General features: G+C 63.6%; 11 protein-coding genes. 9 read left to right on the top strand and 2 right to left on the bottom strand.

The window, feature by feature from the left end; genetic code table 11:
- Positions 1 to 218: 218 nt before the first annotated feature.
- From ACFPN2_RS28315 to ACFPN2_RS28300, 4 genes are read left to right on the top strand one after another with little or no spacing between them, the layout of a single operon-like run.
- Positions 219 to 1,691, top strand: coding sequence for a DUF3375 domain-containing protein (locus ACFPN2_RS28315; RefSeq protein ID WP_380602981.1), 1,473 nt, complete (start codon positions 219 to 221; stop codon positions 1,689 to 1,691).
- Positions 1,684 to 2,268, top strand: coding sequence for a DUF4194 domain-containing protein (locus ACFPN2_RS28310; RefSeq protein ID WP_380602980.1), 585 nt, complete (start codon positions 1,684 to 1,686; stop codon positions 2,266 to 2,268). Before ACFPN2_RS28315 ends, ACFPN2_RS28310 begins: the two co-directional genes overlap by 8 nt.
- Positions 2,243 to 5,635 carry an ATP-binding protein gene (locus ACFPN2_RS28305; protein ID WP_380602978.1) on the top strand — a complete coding sequence of 1,131 codons (3,393 nt, stop codon included), beginning with the start codon at positions 2,243 to 2,245 and terminating at the stop codon, positions 5,633 to 5,635. The genes ACFPN2_RS28310 and ACFPN2_RS28305 overlap by 26 nt, the downstream gene beginning before the upstream one ends.
- A 16-nt stretch (positions 5,636 to 5,651) precedes the next feature.
- Positions 5,652 to 6,968: a Wadjet anti-phage system protein JetD domain-containing protein gene (locus ACFPN2_RS28300; RefSeq protein WP_380602976.1), complete on the top strand. Its 1,317-nt coding sequence runs from the start codon at positions 5,652 to 5,654 to the stop codon at positions 6,966 to 6,968.
- A gap of 114 nt (positions 6,969 to 7,082) precedes the next feature.
- Here ACFPN2_RS28300 and ACFPN2_RS28295 read toward each other — a convergent pair whose 3' ends face one another.
- Positions 7,083 to 8,303, bottom strand: a complete 1,221-nt coding sequence (locus ACFPN2_RS28295) for a hypothetical protein (protein ID WP_380602974.1) — start codon at positions 8,301 to 8,303, stop codon at positions 7,083 to 7,085.
- Positions 8,304 to 8,397: 94 nt separating this feature from the next.
- Positions 8,398 to 8,721, bottom strand: coding sequence for a Pepco domain-containing protein (locus ACFPN2_RS28290; protein ID WP_380602973.1), 324 nt, complete (start codon positions 8,719 to 8,721; stop codon positions 8,398 to 8,400).
- A 262-nt stretch (positions 8,722 to 8,983) separates the two neighbouring features.
- Here ACFPN2_RS28290 and ACFPN2_RS28285 point away from each other — a divergent pair, with 262 nt between their 5' ends.
- From ACFPN2_RS28285 to pglX, 5 genes are all read left to right on the top strand, one after another.
- Positions 8,984 to 9,532 (top strand): DUF4365 domain-containing protein, encoded by a 549-nt coding sequence (locus tag ACFPN2_RS28285; RefSeq protein WP_380602971.1) that lies wholly within the window; start codon positions 8,984 to 8,986, stop codon positions 9,530 to 9,532.
- The gene (locus tag ACFPN2_RS28280) at positions 9,529 to 10,671 is read left to right on the top strand and encodes a hypothetical protein (RefSeq protein WP_380602969.1); all 1,143 of its coding nucleotides are present in this window, start codon (positions 9,529 to 9,531) and stop codon (positions 10,669 to 10,671) included. The genes ACFPN2_RS28285 and ACFPN2_RS28280 overlap by 4 nt, the downstream gene beginning before the upstream one ends.
- 926 nt (positions 10,672 to 11,597) lie before the next feature.
- Entirely contained in the window at positions 11,598 to 12,299 is a 702-nt protein-coding gene (locus ACFPN2_RS28275) for a hypothetical protein (protein WP_380602967.1), read from the top strand.
- Positions 12,300 to 16,571, top strand: coding sequence for a protein kinase domain-containing protein (locus tag ACFPN2_RS28270; RefSeq protein ID WP_380602965.1), 4,272 nt, complete (start codon positions 12,300 to 12,302; stop codon positions 16,569 to 16,571). It begins immediately after the preceding gene.
- A gap of 2 nt (positions 16,572 to 16,573) precedes the next feature.
- Positions 16,574 to 20,398 carry a BREX-2 system adenine-specific DNA-methyltransferase PglX gene (pglX, locus tag ACFPN2_RS28265; protein ID WP_380602963.1) on the top strand — a complete coding sequence of 1,275 codons (3,825 nt, stop codon included), beginning with the start codon at positions 16,574 to 16,576 and terminating at the stop codon, positions 20,396 to 20,398.
- The last annotated feature ends 3 nt before the right edge of the window (positions 20,399 to 20,401 follow it).

The raw sequence follows: 20,401 nt of genomic DNA, 5'->3' as shown, positions 1-20,401 counted from the left end.
TGTGGGAGCGTTAGCCGGTTGAGCAAATGAAGCGGTCTCCGGAACGTTTTCTGAGGTGTCTATCCACCTGAGGCGAGCGGACACCGACGTTGAATGCGCGACTGCGTCGCCCACTGTTGGCGCGGGCACGCTGGCGCCTTGACCTGCCGGCTTTCCTCGACCCGGTGTGCGCCGTTAGCGGGTTGCCTGGAGTTGTTGGCATCAAGATACAATGAGGCATGGATCACGACACGCTCGATCGAATGCGTCAATCCCATCCGGCATGGCGCGTGCTCGTGGCCGACAATGCACCACTGATCCTCGGCTTTTTCATCATCAGCTTCATTCGCCCGAACCGGCGCGCGATTTCGGCACCCGAGATCACCGCGCAGCTCAGCAGCTATTTGGATCACCTGCGAGAGGTGTATCCGGAGCGCTATCCACGCTCCGCGCGTGAGTACCTGGAGGAGTGGGCGGCGCCCAATCGAGCGTATGTGCGCAAGTATTATCCGAAATCCGGGGCCGAGGCCGAATTCGATCTGACGCCGGCGACCGAACGAGCCATCGAATGGTTGCAAACATTGTCGCCTCAGCCATTCATCGGCACCGAATCGCGCCTACTGACGCTGTTTCAACTGCTTCGAGAGCTCGCCGTGGGCGCAGAGCCCGATCCGGCGGCGCGGGTTCGCGACTTGGAAAAGCGGCGCGATGAGATCGAGCAGGAAATCGAACACGTGCGTCAGGGACGAACGGGGCCGCTCGATCCCACGCAAATCAAGGAACGCCATGCGCAGCTCGCGGAGACTGCGCGACGCCTGCTGGCCGACTTCCGCCAGATCGAGGAGAACTTCCGCGTGCTGGATGCGCAAATGCGCGAGCGCATCGCGGTCAGCACCCAGCCCAAGGGTGCGCTGCTCGATGACATCTTCGGTGAGGCCGATCACATCCAGCGCTCGGATCAGGGTAAGAGCTTCACGGCGTTCTGGGAGTTTCTGATGTCGCCGGTGCGACAGGATGAACTCAGGCAGTGGCTACGAGCGGTGCAGGGCCTCTCGACGTTGCAAAAGGAGGCTCGTGAGGACGATTTCGTGCACAACATCCCCTCCTTGCTGCTCGATGCTGGTGAGAAGGTGCACGGGACGGTGGCGCAACTCGTCGATCAGTTGCGACGGTTCGTGGATGACCAGGTGCACTTGGAAAACCGGCGTATCCTGGATCTCATTCATGAGATCGAGACGCATGCCATCGCCCTCAAGGCGGCGCCACCTCTGGCGCCAGACGTCGCGCACATGGAGGGGTTTGCGCCGGAATGGAACCTGTCCCTGTGCCGCTCGCTATTCCGGCCGCCGCGCAACCCGGTATTGGATCTGGAAGCGATCGAGACGGGTGTGGCAGAGCTCGACTTTGGCGCGCTGTTTCGTCAGACCACCGTGGATGAAGGCGTACTGCGATCCCAGATCGCGACGTTGCTCGAGTCGCGATCGCAGGTCACACTCGCTGAGGTCGCGCGGGCCTATCCGCCGCAACAGGGCATCGCCGAGATCGTGACTTATCTCAGGATTGCCGCGCAGGAGGGCGCCGCCGTCGATGAGACGGTCGAGGACACGCTCATCGTGTCCTCTGGGGCCTCTCGAGGCGGCGGGGACGAGCGGCGAGAATTGAAGCAGGTTAGCCTGCGCCGGGTGATCTTCATTCGCGAGCGTCATGGATAGTCATCGAGCGGGCAACGAACTCTCGGATGTCCTGGTCGGCCTCTTGAAAGGGGTCGTCTATGGTGATGTCGACGCGCCATTGTGGCGGGAGGTGCTGAAGCTGCAGGGCGCGGCGCGCGATCACTTGCGCCTGCTCGGTCTGGATCTGGTCATCGACGAAGCTGAAGGGTATGCCTACGTTCGCCAGACCGAGGAGTTGGCCGATGAGGCGGGCGCCCCGCGCAGGCTCATTCCTCGTCGGCCGTTGAGTTACCCCGTGAGTGTGCTGCTGGTGCTGTTGCGCAAACGCTTGGCACAGCACGATGCGCACGGTGGTGAGACCAAACTGGTGCTGACCCGTGAACAGATCATCGAGATGCTGCGCGTGTTTCTTCCCGTCGGGACGAACGAAGCGAAGCTCCAGGATCAGATCGATCGGCACGTGGCGCGCGTCGTCGAGTTGGGTTTTTTGCGTTCGATCGAGGAAGGGGACGCGGTGTTGTTCGAAGTACGCCGGATTCTGCGTGCGTTCGTCAACGCCGATTGGTTGGCGGATCTCGAGTCGACTTACCGTGACTACGCGCAGCGCAGCTCATAGCGGCCCGCCGTCGCGGGCCGGCTTTCGCCTGGCACGGTTCGAGGTGTTGAACTGGGGCACCTTCCATGGCCGGATCTGGCGGATCGAGCCGGGTGGTGAGAATGCGCTGCTGACGGGCGACATTGGCTCCGGCAAATCGACCCTCGTCGATGCCATGACCACGCTGCTCGTTCCGCCACGCAAGATCACCTACAACCGTGCCGCCGGTGCCGAAGCGCGCGAACGTTCGTTGTACTCCTATGTTCGCGGAGAGTATCGCACGGTCTCGAACGAGCACACCGGCAGCGCGCAGGCGCAAGCGCTGCGAGATGAGAACTGCTACAGCGTCATTCTCGCGGTGTTTGCGGACGCGGCTGCCAACCGCGAGGTGACGCTCGCGCTCGTGCTGTGGACGAGACCCGGTGAGCGGACCCCGGAGCGCTTTTATGTCGTCGCCGCCGGCGCACTCAGCATCGCCGATGACTTCACGGAGTTCGGTGCCGACCTCGCGGTCTTGAAGAAACGCTTGCGCGCGGACGAGCGCGTGAAGAGGCCGTTCGAGAGTTTCGAGGAGTACGCAACGCAACTGCGCCGCGAGCTCGGGATCCCTCACGCGCAGGCGCTCGAGCTCTTCTATCAGACCGTTTCGATGAAGTCGGTCGGCAATCTGACCGAGTTCGTGCGACATCACATGTTGGAGCCGGACGATACCGATGATCGCATCCGGGCGCTCATCGGCAATTTCGAGAACCTGAGCCGCGCACACGATGCAGTGGTGCGTGCACGCAGCCAAATCGAGATGCTCGAGCCGTTGGTCGCCGATGGCGACAAACTGCAGGCGGTGGAATCCGAGGTGACGAGCAAGCGACGAGCGCGCGAGGTGCTCGCGGCGTGGTTCGCCGGTCATCGCATCGTGCTCCTCGGTGCATACCTCGAGAATCTCAGCTTCGAGCGCGACAAAACGGAGCAGCGACTCGCAGCATGCAAAGCTCGGGTCGATGCGCTCGCGCGAGATCGTGCCGATCTCCAAGTCGCGATCGCGCGCCAAGGCGGCGATCGACTCACTGAGTTGGAGCGTGAGATCCGGCTGAGGCAAACCGAGCGCGACCGTCAGCGCGCTGACGATGAGTACTACCGCCGAACCTGCGCGCAGCTCGAGCTTCGCCCCGGACACACGCTCGAGACCTTTCTCGGCACGACGCGGGCAGCCGAGCAGCGACGCGGGCAGATCGAGGCGCAACGACAGAGCCTCGATCGAGCGGCGGTCGACAAGGGCGTGGAGTTCGTGACTGCGAGCGAGCGAGACAAACAGCTCACCGAGGAGACACGATCGCTCGAGGGGCGCGCGAACAACCTGCCGATCACCAGCATTCGCATTCGCGACAGCTTGGCTGCAGCCCTGGGCGTCGATGCCGAGGAATTGCCGTTCGTCGGTGAGCATCTTCAGGTTCGCGATACCAGTCGGGACTGGGAGGGCGCCATCGAGCGGCTGCTGCATGGCTTTGCGCTCAGTCTGCTGGTGCCGGAGTCCCTCCATGCCCAAGTGAGTCACTATGTCGATCGCACGCATCTGCAGGGCCGCCTCGTCTATCTGCGCATCCGAGCCTCATCGGTGCGCCCGTCCGCGCGCTCGATCTCGACGCAATCGGTGGTGAGAAAGATCGAGATCAAACCCGACAGTGCCTTCCATGAATTCCTCGCCCGCGAACTCGCCGAGAGTTTCGACTATGCCTGTTGCGAGAGCCTCGAGGAGTTCAATCGCCTGCCTCGTGCGCTCAGGGCGAGCGGCCAGATCAAATCGAACGAACGCCGCCACGAAAAGGATGACCGGCATGGGATCGGCGATCGCACCCGATATGTGCTCGGATGGGACAATCAGGCCAAGCTCGAGCTGCTGCGTGCCGAACGGGCGCAGGTGCGGCGCCGGCTCGTTGCGATCAACGAGGAGCGCTCGCGCATCAAGGCTCAGAGGGAGGAGCAGGATCGCAAGCTGCGCGTGGCGGAGGCCCTGCGCGAACTCACCGATTTCGCTCGCATCGACTGGCGAGGCACCGCATCGCTCATTGCACGTCTGGAAGATGAGAAACGATCGCTCGAAACCTCCGATGACCTGCTGCGCACGCTGCGCGAGCGCCGCGATGCGCTCGATGAAGAGTACAGACGTGCCGACGATGAGCGCGGGGAGGCGGATCGCAAGCTCGGGGGCATTGCCGATCGGATGGACGACGCCCGCGCCGAGCGCGAGGCGGCGCTCGCGGAGCGCGCCACGATTGCGCAGGAGGAGTTTGTCGCGAATGATGCGCTGCTGGCGCAGTGGTGCGCGCAGGTGCTGGGCGAGCAGCCGCTCGAGCTGCGCTTGCTTCCCACCCAGCAGAAAGCCCTGCGCGAGGCGCTGCAGGCACGGATCGATGCCGAGGAGAGGACGGCGAGTCGGCTGCGGGAGAAAATCGTCGAACAGATGCAGCGCTACAAGGCGGCGTATCCCGCAGAAACCACCGAGATGGATGCGAGCACCGCCGCGCTCACCGAGTATCGCCGGCAGCTCGCATCGCTGCGCGAGGACGATCTGCCGCGTTTCCGAGCGCGCTTCAAGGAGCTCCTGAACAAGGAAACGATCAACGGCATGGCCGCGTTTCAGGCGCATCTACAGCGCCGGCGCGATGACATCGAACGGCGCATCCGCACCATCAACGTCTCGCTCACGAGCATCGAGTACGACCGCATCCACGGCACCTACATCGAACTCGTGAGTCTGCCCGCGCCCGACGTGGACGTTCGCAATTTTCAGACCGATCTGCGCGAATGCATCAGTGGCGGCGGCGATCAGGCGGAACTCTACAGCGAGCAGAAGTTTTTGCAGGTCAAGGCGCTAGTGGAGCGCTTGAACGGTCGGGAGGGGCAGGCGGATCTCGATGCGCGCTGGCGGGCGAAGGTTGCGGACGTGCGAAACTGGTTCGAGTTTGGCGCGAAGGAACGTTGGCGCGCCGATGACGCCGAGCGCGAGTTTTATCGCGACTCCTCGGGCAAGTCCGGCGGGCAGAAGGAGAAGCTCGCCTATACGATTCTCGCCGCCGCGCTCGCCTATCAGTTTGGGCTCGCCGACAGCGAGGCGCGGCAGCGGCATTTCCGCTTCGTCGTCATCGATGAGGCGTTCGGGCGGGGCTCCGATGACAGCACGCGCTATGGGCTCGAGTTGTTTGCCGGGCTCGACTTGCAGCTGTTGATCGTGACGCCCTTGCAGAAGATCGCAGTGATCGAAGATTACATCGCTGCGGTCCATTTCGTTCACAACGAAGGCGGCTCGAACTCCCAGGTGCAGACGCTGACGATCGAGCAGTATCGAGAGCGCAAAGAGCAGTTCTCGTCGCAGGCCGCATCGGTGGGCTAGCCATGCGAAGGATCTCGTGATCTCACCGCAAGACATTCGTGAGCGTGCACGACGGTTGTGGAGCAGTGGTGGGCCACTGCGCGCGGCGCTCATCGCTTCGGAGGCGGCCTCCGGTGGGGCAGGGGCGATGGGGCCGCCGCCGGTGAAAACCTCGAGGGAGGCGGCTGTCGCCGAGGACGCCGAGGCATTCGCCCCGGAGGCAGGCTCGTTCTTTCCGTGCCCGATCCCCTTCCGCAAGCCCACGGCGCAGGAGTGGCTGGATCGGTTCGCCTCGTTGCGCGAGGCGGTGGCGAGGCTCCATGCCGAGAGCAAAGCGGTGTGCGGGGCCGGCTATGCGATCCGCTATCGCGAGGTGGCGCATCAGAAACTCGGCCGACTGACGATACCCGAGCGCATCGAGTTCGAATCGATCGAGGATCTGGCCGAATGCGCCAATGAAACCGAGGCGTTGCATCGATTCATCGAGATGGCGCGGCGCGTGCGGACGCAGGCGCCGCGCATGCTGAACTGGATGGCCGAACGACCGCTTGCGGCCCTCGCCTCGGCGGACCTGCTGCCCCAGCTGCTGGGCATCGCCGCGTACTTTCAAACCCATCCGCGCCCCAATCGCTTCGCGCGCGAGCTCGGCATTGCCGGGGTCGATAGCAAATTCATGGAGAACCATCGAGCCGTCGTTTCGATGTGGCTCGATTGTCTACTCCCCGCGCAGGCCATCGATGAGGCCGTTCGTGGGCTTGCGAGTCATGGCTTCGAGCGGCGCTATGGTCTGCGCTTCGAGGAGCCCTCGATTCGGGTTCGATGGCTCGATCCTGCTCGGCGCCTCGCGGGTTTCAGCGATGTCGTGGTCCCGGTGTCTGAGCTCGCCGCGCATGCGCCCGAGTGCGATCGATTCATCGTCACCGAAAACAAAGTCAATTTTCTATCGCTGCCGGCGAGTGCGCACACGCTTGCAATCTTCGGCGGGGGCTATGGCATCGAGCTGCTTCGGGCATTGCCTTGGCTTGCGACTCGGCCGCTGTACTACTGGGGCGACATCGATACGCACGGCTTTGGGATCCTGAGCCGACTGCGGCAGCACGTTGCGCACGCACGTTCGTTTCTAATGGATCGCGAGACGCTCATGAGTCATCGCGAGCTCTGGACCGAAGAGCTGAGTGTGACCCGTGTGGTGGAGGATCTCGCTGGTCTGGATCCCGACGAGCGATCGTTGTATGACGACCTACGGCACAATCGACTCGGGGACCGCGTGCGTTTGGAACAGGAACGCGTGAGCTACCCGCTCGTTGAGCAAACCATCGCAGTGTTGAGTGCTTCGGTGCGCTCGAACGTGTGATGAGGACGGCGGAGCCATCGTGTTTGGGCACGTCTGCGCATTCTGGTGGATCGGCCACAGCCTGCAGCGCCCGTGGCCGCGGTGATCGTCCCAGCATCAATCCTGCCGTCCCCGTTAGCGGTGCTCCAGATGCGAAAATGCTCTGCCGAAGAGCGATCGTGCTGGCTCCGGAAGGCGGCTCACGAAGCCATACAATAGCTTCAACTTGCGAAACGTGCGTTCGAGCTGCAAAGGGTTTGAGGCGTGAGACGCGAGGGGCTCGGAGGCGATGTGCAGGGCCTCGGCATGGGCCATGACGATCTCGACGATCTGCTCACTGAACTTGTGTGAGTAGCCTTGGCCGAACAGTCGAGACGCTTCGGTATAAAACGTCGCGTAATCCGGTCCATCGAAACTGCAGCGCTCGAGCAATGTCTGGAAGTCTGTCGCCAGACGCTCGGCCTCTCGTGAGAAGAACTGCGTGTGTTCACCGGGATCCTGGATGATCGCGACCATCTGCGTCAGTAGTGCATCGAAAGCGCGTGCGATGGAGGAGAGTGCGACCCAATCCTCCTCGGTCTGGCATTTGCCTCGCATGAGGGCGCGAATATGTGCCAAGCGCTCGGCGGCAGGAGGGTGAACGGACGCGCCCAATAGGCCCGGAAATTGCTCCAGCGCGCGATAGATTTGCAGCACGAGTTCGGCGCCCGCATAGGCAAACAGGCGCCGCTCGACAGACATGCGCGGCTGACTCGCCCCCATTCCCAACACGAGGTGGAGCGCGAAAACGTCTGCCGCATGCTCTTCTTCCCGCGCAGATCCACGGACCGTACCGAGTTTGGCTTCGAGCTCGCCATCGCTGCCGTGAAACATCACGTGGCCAATTTCGTGAGCGAGAAGAAACAGACCCGATTCGATGGTCAATAACCCCGCAATCTTGATCTGTTCCGTGCTAATCGGATATTCAGGACCGAACACGCGAGCGGGTTGCGTTTCTCGGAGCCACCAGAAGACTTCCGCGAGCCTGCGGGCGGTGTCTCGAAGATCGGGCACGGAGCGGGCCGGCTTCGCGGAGCCGCTGTGTGTGTGAGTCGCAATGAGCCGCGTCACGCGATAGAGAAGGTCGCGCATACCCGTGTGCAGCACGATCGCAAAACCGCCCTCCTCGACGGGCGTGACATAGGCGTTGGGCGTCGGATGGTGGAGGCCACCGACCGCAAGCAAGTCCTCATCGAACAGTGAAATGATGGGGGCCGGCAGTCGGGGGCGCAGTACACTGAGCAGGTAGTCCCCGTAGTCGGTCTCATTGACGATGCGAGCGATGTCGGCGAGAGACTGTCTCGTCTGCTTGGCCATCTTCCTCGCTGATGGCGGCAGATGCTCAGGCAGCACGCTGATGCCTGGGTGTCGCGCTTGGAGCGCGGCGATGAACTCTCGGGGTGTCACCGACTCACTTTCCGATGGTCAGTCTGGATCGCTTGAGCGTCACTTTGATGCTTGCCTCCATGCCGGCCTCGAGCTTGCCGATGAGCGCCACCGCGCCGCTCGCGCTGATCCCGAAATGAAGCTCGATGCTCTCGATCTCGAAGCCACCGGTTGACGGTGCATCTTGCACGAGTGGGTCGAACGCCGCGATGGCGCGTTTTAGGCTGGAGGTGACGAGCTTCGGATCGACCTCGGTGATCTGAAGGGGCGAGCGACCGATCTGTGGCAGGGCATGCTTGCCTTCGGCTTCGGCGGGGTAGGTCCAGATGGGGAGTTTCGAATCTGACATGGCACTCCAGAAGTGATCTCTAGGGCGAGTCGAACACGGAAGGCGGGCAGACTACGGCGTACCGTGGTCGTGCAGGCATTGGGTATTTTACCCGTCCGCTCGCGAGCGCGGGCGTCGGTACCCAGGTTGGGGGACGGCGCCCAAGCGGCGGGATCGCCAACTCCGGCGAATCCCTGGTGGGCGCCGGCGCCGTCTCGGTCGTCTACCGCGAACTTCGCGCCGTTTCGAGGCAAGCGGTGCGCTTGCCCATTGTGGCGTTCGGGTGACATCACGGACAATTGAGCGGGCAAGGCTGGACATCGGGGGATGGGGAATGGACCCACAAAAACAAAAGGAAGAATTCAGCAACGCCTTCATTCAGGCGGCCGCGGCGGTCGCGGGATTTTCGATGTCGAAGCCCGTGCCGGACGATGACAGCATCGATTGGTGTCTGCATGACCGTGGCGGGCGTGGCACCATTCGTTCGCCTCGTCTGGAGTTGCAGCTCAAGTGCACCGGCTCGCCTGATTTCAGCGAAGAGGCCCTTCGATTTCCCCTCGAAGTGAACAATTACCACGACTTGATTCCGACCAATGTCATGGTGCCGAGAATTTTGGTGGTCGTGGCCGTGCCCAATGTCATCGATGAATGGCTGCTGATGGAGGAGAGGGGACTGCTCCTGCGCAGCTGCGCCTACTGGGTTTCATTGAGAGGTTGGCCGCCTTCGAACAGTGACTACAGTGTGACCGTGCACCTCCCTCGGTCGCAGCGTTTTGATGGTGCGGGCTTGGGTGCGATCATGGATCGCGTTCGAAACTCGGAGCTGCCATGAAAGCCGATGTCCGAGATCGCGCACTGTTGGCTGCGCTGCGTCCCAGTGAGCTTGCGGCCTATCTGCGCTCGCAGGGTTGGCAAGAGGCCGACACCATTCACGCAGACTCCTGGGCGCTATTTACCTGTGAGGATGCTGAGATCGCCTTGCCTCTCACGGATCGGTTCCGAGACTACCCCCAACGCGTCGCGGACGTGCTTCGGACTCTGGAGATCGTGGAGGGACGCGATCAACTGCAGATCCTTGCGGATCTCTCGATGACTTCGACCGATGTGGTGCGTGTTCGAATCTTGGATCCAGAGGCGCAAGACGGCACCTTGCCATTGGACCGTGCCATGGATGTCGTGACTCACACGCATCACTTGATGCTGGCGGCAGCGTGTTCCACGGCGGAGCCCAAGATGTTTTATCCGGCTCGCAAGCCCGCTCGCGCCATCGACTACATGAAGCGCGTTCGAATGGGGCAAACCGAGCGTGGCAGTTTTGTCGTGACGGTGCTCTCGCGCGTACCGCCTGATTTGATCTCGCCCGCGCAGGCGGAAGATTTCGGGTTACCTGAACCTTTCGAGCGGCAGGTTCCCGTGAAGCTTTCGACCGCGATAGACGCGGTCACTCGCGCCGCAGGTCATGCGATCGCAACCGGAAGCTTGGATCAATTTGAGGCGGCGGTGCCCCGTGGTGTGAGCTCAAATCTCTGTACCGCGATGTCGGGCCTCGGGACGGCGGACTATGGACCCCGAGCCGTCACGATCGATATGACCTGGGCGCGCAGTCGGCGCGTGCCACCGCCACCACGAGCTGCGACCTTTGTGATGCCTGATTTCGCGCCCGTGCTGAAGGAAGCGGCATTGCTGCTAAAGACCAAGGCACCCCGAGAGGAATTTGAGATGCGGGGATTCGTATTCCGGCTGCGCGCGGACCCACCGGGAACCCACGTCGGGGAGGTGACGGTGCAGGCGGAGGTCGATGGTGAACCGAGAAACATCTGGCTCGATTTGCAGCACGCAGACTACGCGCTCGCGGCTCGCGCACACACGGAACGTCGGCTGTTTTCAGCCACTGGCGTACTCAAGAAGGAAGGTCGCAGCTATCGGCTGTTCTATCCGAGGAATGTGCGCATCATCGAGGTCATCGATTGACGAACGGCCAGTTCGTCGCGATCCGAGGATGAGATCTCGAGTCGAGACGATCTACTAGGAAGATGGTCGTGACGGGTCGGCGGGGTTCGACATGATGGGAGCACCACGCTCATCGAGCGAGGTGCGTTGACTGAGCTCGGATCGATGCACGGAAGCTGCTAGGGAGCCTTCGCTCGTCGATGGCCAGCCCGTGAGCGGCTCGCCGCAGGGTCGATGCAGGTCTCGGGCGCGGGATTGAATCGACATCGAGGTGTCTGGCCGAGCGACACGTCGGATGCGCATCGGATGCTCCCGGTACGATCGTTGCTGCGCGAGCTGACCCGGGCGGGCGAGCCGAATGGCGACCCCCGCCGAAGCGGCCATAAACCCTGCCCATCCCGGCCAAATCCGGTTAAAATCTATCTACTCACGCTGGGTCATCGGGCGCGGAGCGCTGTGGGTTTGGGCGCAGACGAGTCCGAGGAAGATGCCGGCCGCGAGTTTCCCCGACGCTGGAAGTTCAGGCGCATGAGAGGGGATGATGGATTCGAGCCGCGGCGGCGGGCTCCTCCTGCTCAGCGGTTCGAGATCCGGGAGGGATGAGGATGGCTAGGGGAAAGCATCGATCGACGCCGCGACGTACGAGTCATTGAACGAGAACCTGCAAGACGCCATGACGAAGCCGCCTTCGCGTGCGGTGTGATCGGGCCAGCGCCCGTCGGATCCTATCGCCGCGCGTACCGGAGCTTCGTTTGATGACGGATCGAATCCTCGCGCTGTCTGAAGTCACACAACTACTGAAGATTGCGGAGCAGAATCGTCGATACGATGGATGAACAAAGGGATTCACCCGCCTCGAAGGGGCGACCGTGGTGCGTACACGCCGCGAACTCAGCGGCCCGCATCGACCCGAAGCGCCAGCGCGCAGCGACTGAGGGGCTGCGTCGGTGACGGGCCCGCTGAGCCTCGAACAGCGCTCGGCGTTCTATCGCGCGGCCGTGCTCGGGCTGCATGCGCTGGACGCCCGCGAGAGTACGGCGCGCCGTTTCGGCCCCGATGCGCAGACTCGCTGGACGCAATTTGCCGGTGCGCTCGGCGCGGCTGACCGGCTCGACATCTTGCTGCGTGACGCCGCTGGCACCTGGGGCGCCGCCTTCTCGCCCGCCGTGTGTTTCGACTTCTTCGGCCTCGCCGAGGATGAGCCATTCGGACCGGACTGGGAGGGGATAGATGCTGTCACGGCGAAGCGCCTGCTCACCGAGAAGAATGATGCGAGCCTCGAGCAGGTCGTGAGCGTTCTCGGCGTGAAACCCGAGCGAGTCGCCGTGCCACCACTCACGCCCTCGACCAAGCTCGTCATCGCAGGCGGCGCCGCCATCGTTGCGGTGGCCGAGGCCTTTGCGGCGGACCGTGCCCTGTCGTGGACGGACCAGGTTCTCGTCGTTGCCGCCACGCCTGCCTTCCGTCAGCTCGCGGGGCTCGCGGCCGTGCTGCTGGGCGCGCGCGCTCGAACGGTGCTCGTTCGTCCATCCGGGAGTGCTGCCGACCTGGCGCGACCGGCTGGGTTCGCTCACCTCGATGCGGCGGTGGTCTCGGCCGATGCCGAAGCTGAAGCCGCCGAGGTTGCATGGAAGTTGAGCGGAAAGTAAATGGCTCTTCCCGAGGCACGCATCCATCGCGGTCGACCAACGCCATTTCCCTGGGAGCGGCAGGCGCTCGATTTCATCTATCGGCACTCGTCGATGTCGGATACGGATCCGCATCAGGCGTGGGAGCTGCACGAGCTCTATGACCCGGCCTCCGGTCGTCTCTATGAGATCGATCTGCTCTTTCTGTCGCGGCACGGGCTCTTTCTGGTAGAGATCAAGAGCTTTCCCGGCGAGCTCAGTGGTGACATCGTCGATTGGACGATCACCGAGAATGGACGGCGCCGGACGATCGAGTGCCCGTATCCGGGGGCGAACCTCAAGGCGAAGGTGCTCGCAGAGTTGCTCGAGCGACAGCTCGGGCCCGAGCGTCCCTACGTCCATGCGGCGGTCTTCCTCTCCAACGTCAGTGGGGTGCGACTCGAGGGCGGTCGGCCGCCGTGGCTGCTGCTTCGGGAGGAGGCCGGCTCAAAGCTCGTGAATGGGCTCGATGGGCGCGATGCACGCCGCATCGTGAACCGCCCGATGATGAAACAGCTCCTGCAGGTGGCGCACCGGATCGGTTTGCGCCCGAGTACACAGTCGCGTGTGGTCGGCGGCTATCAGCTCGGGGCACTGCTCGATGAGGGCGAGGGGTATCAAGAGCACCTCGCGAAGAATGCGGTCGTGAAGACCGATCAGGCTCGCGTTCGCAGTTACCTCGTGCCTGCAGCGACCAGCACCGAACGGCGTTCCCAGCTGCATCGCGCTGCCAAGCGCGAAGCGCAAACGCTCGCACAGATCGGTCAGCATCCGAGCATCCTCGCGTACCGTACGTTCGTCGATGACGCGCCGCTCGGTCCCGCCGTGCTCTTCGAGGCGTTCGAGGACGCACTTCCTCTGCATGCTTTCCTTCGTCAGGAACCGAATCTCACGTTCGATGAGCGCTTGGGAGTGCTCCAGCAGATCGTCGAGGCGGTCGCGCACTGTCACCGCGCCCAAGTGTTGCACCGTAACCTCTCGCCCGCCTCGGTGTTGGTGCGACGGGGCAGCGACGGGCGCATTCACGTGCGCCTGCACCGCTTCCAGAGTGCTGCGTGGATCGAGCATTCGAGCGTCGGCACGCGCCATTTTCACCAGCTCTCTCAGGATCTCGATCGGCTGTACCAGGCGCCCGAGGTGCTCACCGATCCGGTGAAGGCCACGTATGAAAGCGATGTGTTTTCCGTAGGCTGCCTCGCCTGGCTCCTACTCACGGATCAACACCCGGCGGCCACCCTTGCCGAGCGCGAGCGGCGCATCCAGGGCCGCTCCGAGGACAAAGACGGCGAGGGCGGTCTGCGACCCTCCATCCTGCGTGCCGACCTCGCGGTGCTCGATGAGGCCATCGCGGCGACCACCGCCCCGAACCTCCACAAGCGGCCCGATGACATTGCCGTGTGGTTTGACACCTATGTGCTGGATGCCCTCACTCGTCCGACCCCGCCGCCCGAGGCGCACCTCGATCCGCGCGATGCGCAGAAGGGCGATACGTTGCCGGGTGGGATGCGCGTCGAGCGGCGTCTGGGCTCTGGCGGCACGGCACTCGTCCTGCACGTGCGTCGCGAGGGTCGCGATTACGCGCTCAAGGTTCCGCATGACGCGCGCTGTGGCGATCGGCTGCTCGATGAGGCGAAGACGCTGCGTGAGTTGCGTCACGAGCACATCGTTGCGTTGCGCGATGTCCTCACGTTCGGTGGCCTGCCGTGTCTGCTGCTCGAATTCGCAGGCGAGCGCAGCCTCGGGGATGTGCTGCGTGAACAGGGCACGCTGCCGCTCGAGCTCGCACGCCGCTACGGCGATGACCTGCTCTCGGCGGTGCAGTATCTCGAAGAGGCGGGCATCACCCATCGCGACATCAAGCCGACCAACGTTGGTTTCACGAGCCTGTCGAAAAAGCAGAGCCATCTGCTGCTGCTCGACTTCTCGCTCTCATCGGCCGACCCGACGGTGACGACGGCGGGCACGGCAGAATGGCGCGATCCGTGGCTCTACTTGCGTGGTGCGTGGGATGCTGCCGCGGACCGCTATGCCGCCGCGGCCGTGCTCTACCACGCGCTCACCGCCGCTCGTCCGACGCAGGGCGAGGCGAGTGCCGAGATTGCGGTGGAGGCCGAGCGCTTCGATGCGGCCGTGCGCGATCGGTTGACCGCCTTCTTCCGCAAGGCGTTTGCGGGTGAGACCAAGCGCCGCTTTCAGAGCGCCGAGGCGATGCGCCAGGAGTGGGGGCGGGCGCTCAGCATCGAGGCGGAGACCGACGATGGTGCCTCGGCGCTGGCGATTGAGCAGGTGCGCCCCGAGACGCCCGTCGATGCGCTGCCGCTCTCAGCGCGCGCCCGCAACGCGCTCGATCGCGCTGGGGTCTCAACCGTCGCCGAATTGCTCTTGCTCCCGCGCAACCAACTCTCGGTCGTGCGCGGCGTCGGCACGCACGTGGCCCGCGAAATCGTTGGGCTCGCCGACGTGCTGCACGCCCGCGTCGAGGTGCAGAGCGAGGCGGCGTTGGTGCCGGGCTTTTCGCGGCCGCGCCTAGTGCTCGAGGAGCCCGAGGCCGGCATCGAGGCAGGCGCAGCGATGCGCCTCGTTGCGGCCGGGATCAACACGACGCTCGATGCCGCGCTCGCGCCTTCCGTGCGAATCGAGAAGCTCCTCGGCAAACCCGGCGCCGAGGCGCTTCGCGAGCGGCTGCTCGCGCTCGCGGCCGCCGAACCCATGCCGGGATCGCTGGGCGACTGGGCGCGCGAGCTCATCGGTCGAGCCAGCCAGAACGAGGCGATCAAGCGTCTGCGCGTTCTGGTCGGTATGGATCCGCTGCCCGATGAGCGGCCCGACACGGGCCTTGCGGCCGCACGCGCCGTGAGCGAGGTTGCCGGTGCGTTCGGTCTCGACCCGGCACAGATTCACTCGAGCCTGCAGTTCTTGCGCAGCAAGCGTTGGGCCGAGAACCCCGCGGCGATTGCGCTCACCGAGGCCGTGGGATTGGCGCTCGATACATTGGCGCCGGCCGCCTCGTTTCTCGAGCTTGCCGAGGCGCTCGCCAAGGCACGCACCGACGGCGCGCCCTCCGATGAGGAGGTGCGCATGGCTGCGGCCCTCGTGCGCGTCGCGCTCGAGCTGCGACTGCGACCGAGCGCGCCGGCCACGTGGCGGCGCATTGGCAGCACGCCCTGGGTGGCGCGCGAGCCCGAGGTGCTCGATGCGATCGCGGCGCTCGCAGAGACCGCTGACACGCTTGCGATGACCGAGCCGCTGCCCTCATCGGAGGTCGTGCGCTCGCGACTCGCCGAGGTGGTCGAAGGCACCCCGCTTGCGACCCTGCCCGCAGACCAACGCCTCACGCTTGCGGCCGCTGCGAGCACGAACGCGGCTGCCTCGGCGCGTCTCGAGCTCTACCCGCGTGGCATGGATGCCAAGCGTGCCTTGGCCTTGTCGCTCGCGGCGCTGTCGGGCGGAGGCATCACGCCCGAGGCGGTCAAGAAGCGCGTCGCGTCCCGCTATCCGGAGGCGGCGCCGCTGCCCGAGCGGCCCGCGCTCGATGCGCTGCTGATCCCGCACGGGCTCATCTTCATGCCCGAGGTTGGCGCAGGCGAGTACGTGCGTCCGGGGCAGCACCTGCATACCTCGATGACGGTGTTCGTGCCCCCACGCAAGCCCACCGCGGTCGGGCTGCCGCAACGGCGCAGTCCCGAAGCACAGCGCGCTGCGGCCTTTCAGGACCAGCTCGATCGAGGGGTGGCGGCCGGGCGTTTCCGCGTCGTGCAGGTCCGCGCCGACTTCGCGAGTCACGCCATCGATGCGCTCGCCCGTGTGCTCAAAACGCAGGCGATCTCGCTCGATCATGCGCTCGTCGCCGCCATTCGTGAGCGAGCCGAGGCGCTCGGCGTCGAGTGGGTGAACGTCGAAAATGCCGATCGGGCAGGGCCTGAGGGCCCCGACTGGCCGCTACTGACCGAGCTCGTGCGCCAGGCGACGGAGCGCCTCGTCGATGAGCTCTTGAAACGTCGCGTGGAGATCTTGGTGCTCGTCTGGCCCGGCGCATTGGCACGCTATGGCCTCGCAAGCGCGCTCCAGCGCATCGTCGATGGCGCCGAACGTGGCGAGGCGCCGGCCATCCTCCTCGTGGTGCCCTCGCACGCCGATGGCACCGCGCCCTCGATCAACGGTCGGCTGCCCGTACCGGTGCCGCTACCGAGCCAGCGACTCGTCATGCCCTATGAGTGGCTGCGCAACGACCACAACGCGGCGGAAACGATTTGACGATGAATGTTTCGAACCTGCCGAAGCTCTTGCAGCCGGCGCTGAAGGCGCTCGAGAAAGATTTGCTCGCGCGTGCCAAGACGGCACGCGTCGAGGCGGGCTTGAAGAAGGCGTGGGAGGAGGAGCAAAAGGCCGGGCAGACGGGCTCGAGCTTCGATCCGTGGCGGCGTGAGCGCGTTACGCAACTTGCCGTCGCTTGGATTTTGTCGATCGTCTTCGTGCGCACGCTCGAGGATCGCGGCTACATCGATCCGCGCGTGGCAGGCGCCTCGGCCGAAGCGCAGCGAGTTGCCGAGGACCGTGAGGCACTCTTTCTTCAGATTGCACCGTTCCTCGGCCCGCGCGAATACCTGCTCGCGGTGTTTCGTGAGTTGGCGAAGCTGCCCGGTGCGCGCGATGTCTTTGATACCAAGCACAATCCGATCTGGGTGCTCGCGCCCTCGAGCGAGGGGGCGCAGGCGCTGCTCGATTTTTTCCGCAAGCGTGATGCGAGCGGCGCGCCTTCGTTGGTGTTTACGGGCGAGGACACGCGATTTCTAGGTGATCTGTATCAGGATCTTTCGGAGGCAGCGCGCAAGCGCTATGCACTCTTGCAGACGCCGGAGTTCGTCGAGGAGTTCATTCTCGACCAGACGCTCGATCCGGCGATCGCAGAGTTTGGGCTTAAGGACGTGACGCTCATCGACCCGACCTGCGGCTCGGGTCACTTCCTGCTCGGTGCGTTCCGACGACTGCTCGGGCGCTGGCAGCAGGCGGCGCCGACCGAACACATCGCCGATCTGGCGCGTCGTGCGCTCGATCAGGTCTATGGCGTTGACATCAACCCGTACGCGGTCGCGATCGCGCGCTTTCGCCTCGTACTTGCGCTGCTCCATGCGGTGGGCATAGACCGATTGGAGAAGGCGCCCGATCTCAAGCCGAACGTTGTGGCGGCTGACAGCCTGCTGCATCGATTCGGAGAGCGGGCGAACGCGCAAATTCGATTCTCCGAGCAGATCTCGATGGATGAGATCGCATGGGGCGATCAACTGTTCCGCCTGGAAAACCGTGGCGCAGTTGAGCGCGTGCTAACGAAGCGATTTCACGCTGTGGTGGGCAATCCGCCGTACATCACCGAAAAAGACAGGGCGAAGAAGCAACGCCTCAAGGAGCGCTACGATAGCATCACGGGCCGATGGGCTCTTAGCGCTCCGTTCACACAACGCTTCTTCGAATTGTCCGTTGCGAGCGGATACATCGGGATGATTAACACGAACGCGTGGACCAAGCGTGATTACGGCAAGGTCCTCATAGAGAAGGTGCTTCCTCGGTTCGATGTGCAGAAGATCATCGATACTTCGGGGTGCTACGTGCCAGGCCACGGCACGCCCACTCTGCTGCTGTTTGGAAGGAACAGAGCCGCCACAATGACCCCGGTTCCTGCAGTGCTAGGCAAGCGGGGGGAGCAAGAGACCCCAAGTGAACCGGCGCGTGCGCCGGTTTGGTCGGAGATCACGGAATATCACGACTCCATTGGATTCGATGGAGCGCACGTCTCGGTCGAGTCATTCACGCGGCTCGAAGCGAAGCGCCATCCCTGGATTCTCGCAGGTGGCGGCGCGAGAATTCTCTATTCGCAGCTTGCTCACGCCGCGCCGATGACTCTCGGTGACATCGCCACGACTGTGGGAGTTGATGCGATTACGCGCGCATCCGATCTTCTTGAAATTACAAAACTCACATACAAACGGCTGGGTGTCGAGCTCGAGTCACTGCTTCCCTATGTAAACGGAGACATCGTTCGTGACTGGGCGTTTCAGGATGTCGATATCCACATCCCTGTTCCGTACTCGAGAGATAGTTGGGAGCTCTGGCAGGACCTGAGCTCATCGCCAGGTCTCGAGAAGTTTCTGTGGCCACATAGAGCGTGGATGGCGGTCCGATTTGTTTCAGGTGGCACGCGCCTAACTGATGTGGGTCGACCTCACTGGGCAATCCCTCAGCTGCCCATCGAGAAGCATCGCCATGCCAGAAGGATCGCTTGGGGCTTCGTTGCAACTCACAACCACTTTGTGCTGGATCGTGACACGCGGCTCTTCAAGCAGTCTGCGCCAATTGTCACCACACAGAATTCTGAATTGGATGATCTCGGACTCCTCGGTTATCTGAATTCGTCGACTGTCGCTTTCTGGTGCCGACTCACGATGTACTCGAAGGGTGGCCCTGGTGGCCAGATGATTAGTCCGAACCCGTGGATGAACTTCTTTGAGTTCGACGGCACAAAACTGCGGCAGCTTCCCGTACCTAGGCTAGAAGACCTGTGCGAGAGGCTGTTAGATCTCGTCATCGCCGCTCAGGACGCGGTGAGCGAGGCAGCCGAGCATGCGCCCGAGAAACTCGTTGCGGCAACACTCGCTGTTGCGCCGAACCTCGCTGCCCTCCGCGAAGCACGCACCAGGGGGATCGCAGAGCGAGCCCGCTTGCGGGGGATTCTCGCGTCGTTGCAGGAGGAGATGGACTGGCGTGTGTATGGTGTTTGCGGTCTGCCTACCGTGCAAGCGCCATCCGTTGAGACGGTGCGCGTCGCTATCGAGCCTAACCATCGGCCATTCGAAGTCCGACTTGCTCGCGATGTGAAACACGACGTTTCGGCCTCGGAGTGGTTTCGAATGAACGCTCGCACGGCGCCCGCGGCGGTTGGGGGGCCACTCGCCGACCTGTATCAGCAACGGCTGCGCCTTCTCGATGATCCCGAGAAAGGCAGGCAGCTTCGCTTGCTCGAGACGCCGGAGACTAAGCGTCGTTGGGCACCACGCGATGAAATCAAAGCGTTCTCTGATGCCGTTCGCGCATGGCTCCTCGACCGAATGGAGGCCAGCTTCACCGAACAGCAGGTACCGGAGTTGAGTACCGCACGGCAGCTCGCCCTTAATCTCGGGCGCGATCCTGCCGTTGCTGCCGCCCACGAGCTACTCACCGAGGAGAGCGGGCGTGATCTTGTGACGCTCGTCTCCGAACTCATCGACAGCGAGGGTGTGCCGTTTCTTGCTGGTTACCGCTACGCTGAGACGGGCATGGAGAAGCGCGCGAGCTGGGAGGAGGCCTGGCGGCTGCAACGCCTCGAAGATGAAGACAAGCTCGAGTCTGAGCTTGATCGCTTGGGCCTCAAGGCGATCCCGGTGCCTGACAAGTATGGACCCAAGGATTACTTACGCCACTACTGGCGTCTGCGCGGTAAGCTCGATGTCACCAAAGAGCGGTTCATCACAATCCCAAGCGGCAATACCGATGAGGATACGACGCCGCTCGTAGGGTGGGCCGGTTGGAATCACCTGCAGGTGGCGCAGGCGCTCGCGGGCCTATACCAGCGTCGCAAGACCGAGGACGGCTGGCAGAAGGACCGCCTCGTGCCGCTGCTCGCCGGCATCGACGAGCGGGTGCCCTGGCTGCTCCAGTGGCACAACAAACCGTCGGTCGAGTTCGGCGGTACGAAGCTCGGTGAGTTCTTTCGTGATTTTGTCGCGGGCGAGGCACACGCGCTCGGTGTGGCCGTGGGTGACCTGCGCAAATGGACGCCCCCCGCAGCGACCAAGCGCACGAGTATCGACCCGTCGGAAGTGCTTGCCGCGCTCTCGGCATGGAAGCCTGAGGTCGAAGACGTCGAAGAAGACGAGGGGGACGACGGCGACCAGGCTGAACTGCCCGAGGGTCCGTCGGAGATCGAGCTGGCAAGTGATGTGGGCGTCAGCAAAGCGCTCATCGGCAAGGCGCTGAAAAAGCTGATCGCCGATGGGCTCGTTGAAAAGGTCTCCGGGCGTCCCGCTCGGTACGTGGCCACTGGAGGATGAGTA

This window comes from Steroidobacter flavus (assembly GCF_042651805.1).
GTDB classification, from domain to species: domain Bacteria; phylum Pseudomonadota; class Gammaproteobacteria; order Steroidobacterales; family Steroidobacteraceae; genus Steroidobacter; species Steroidobacter flavus.
Note: the sequence above shows the minus strand (reverse complement) of the source record. Positions and strands in the feature narration are given on the sequence as shown.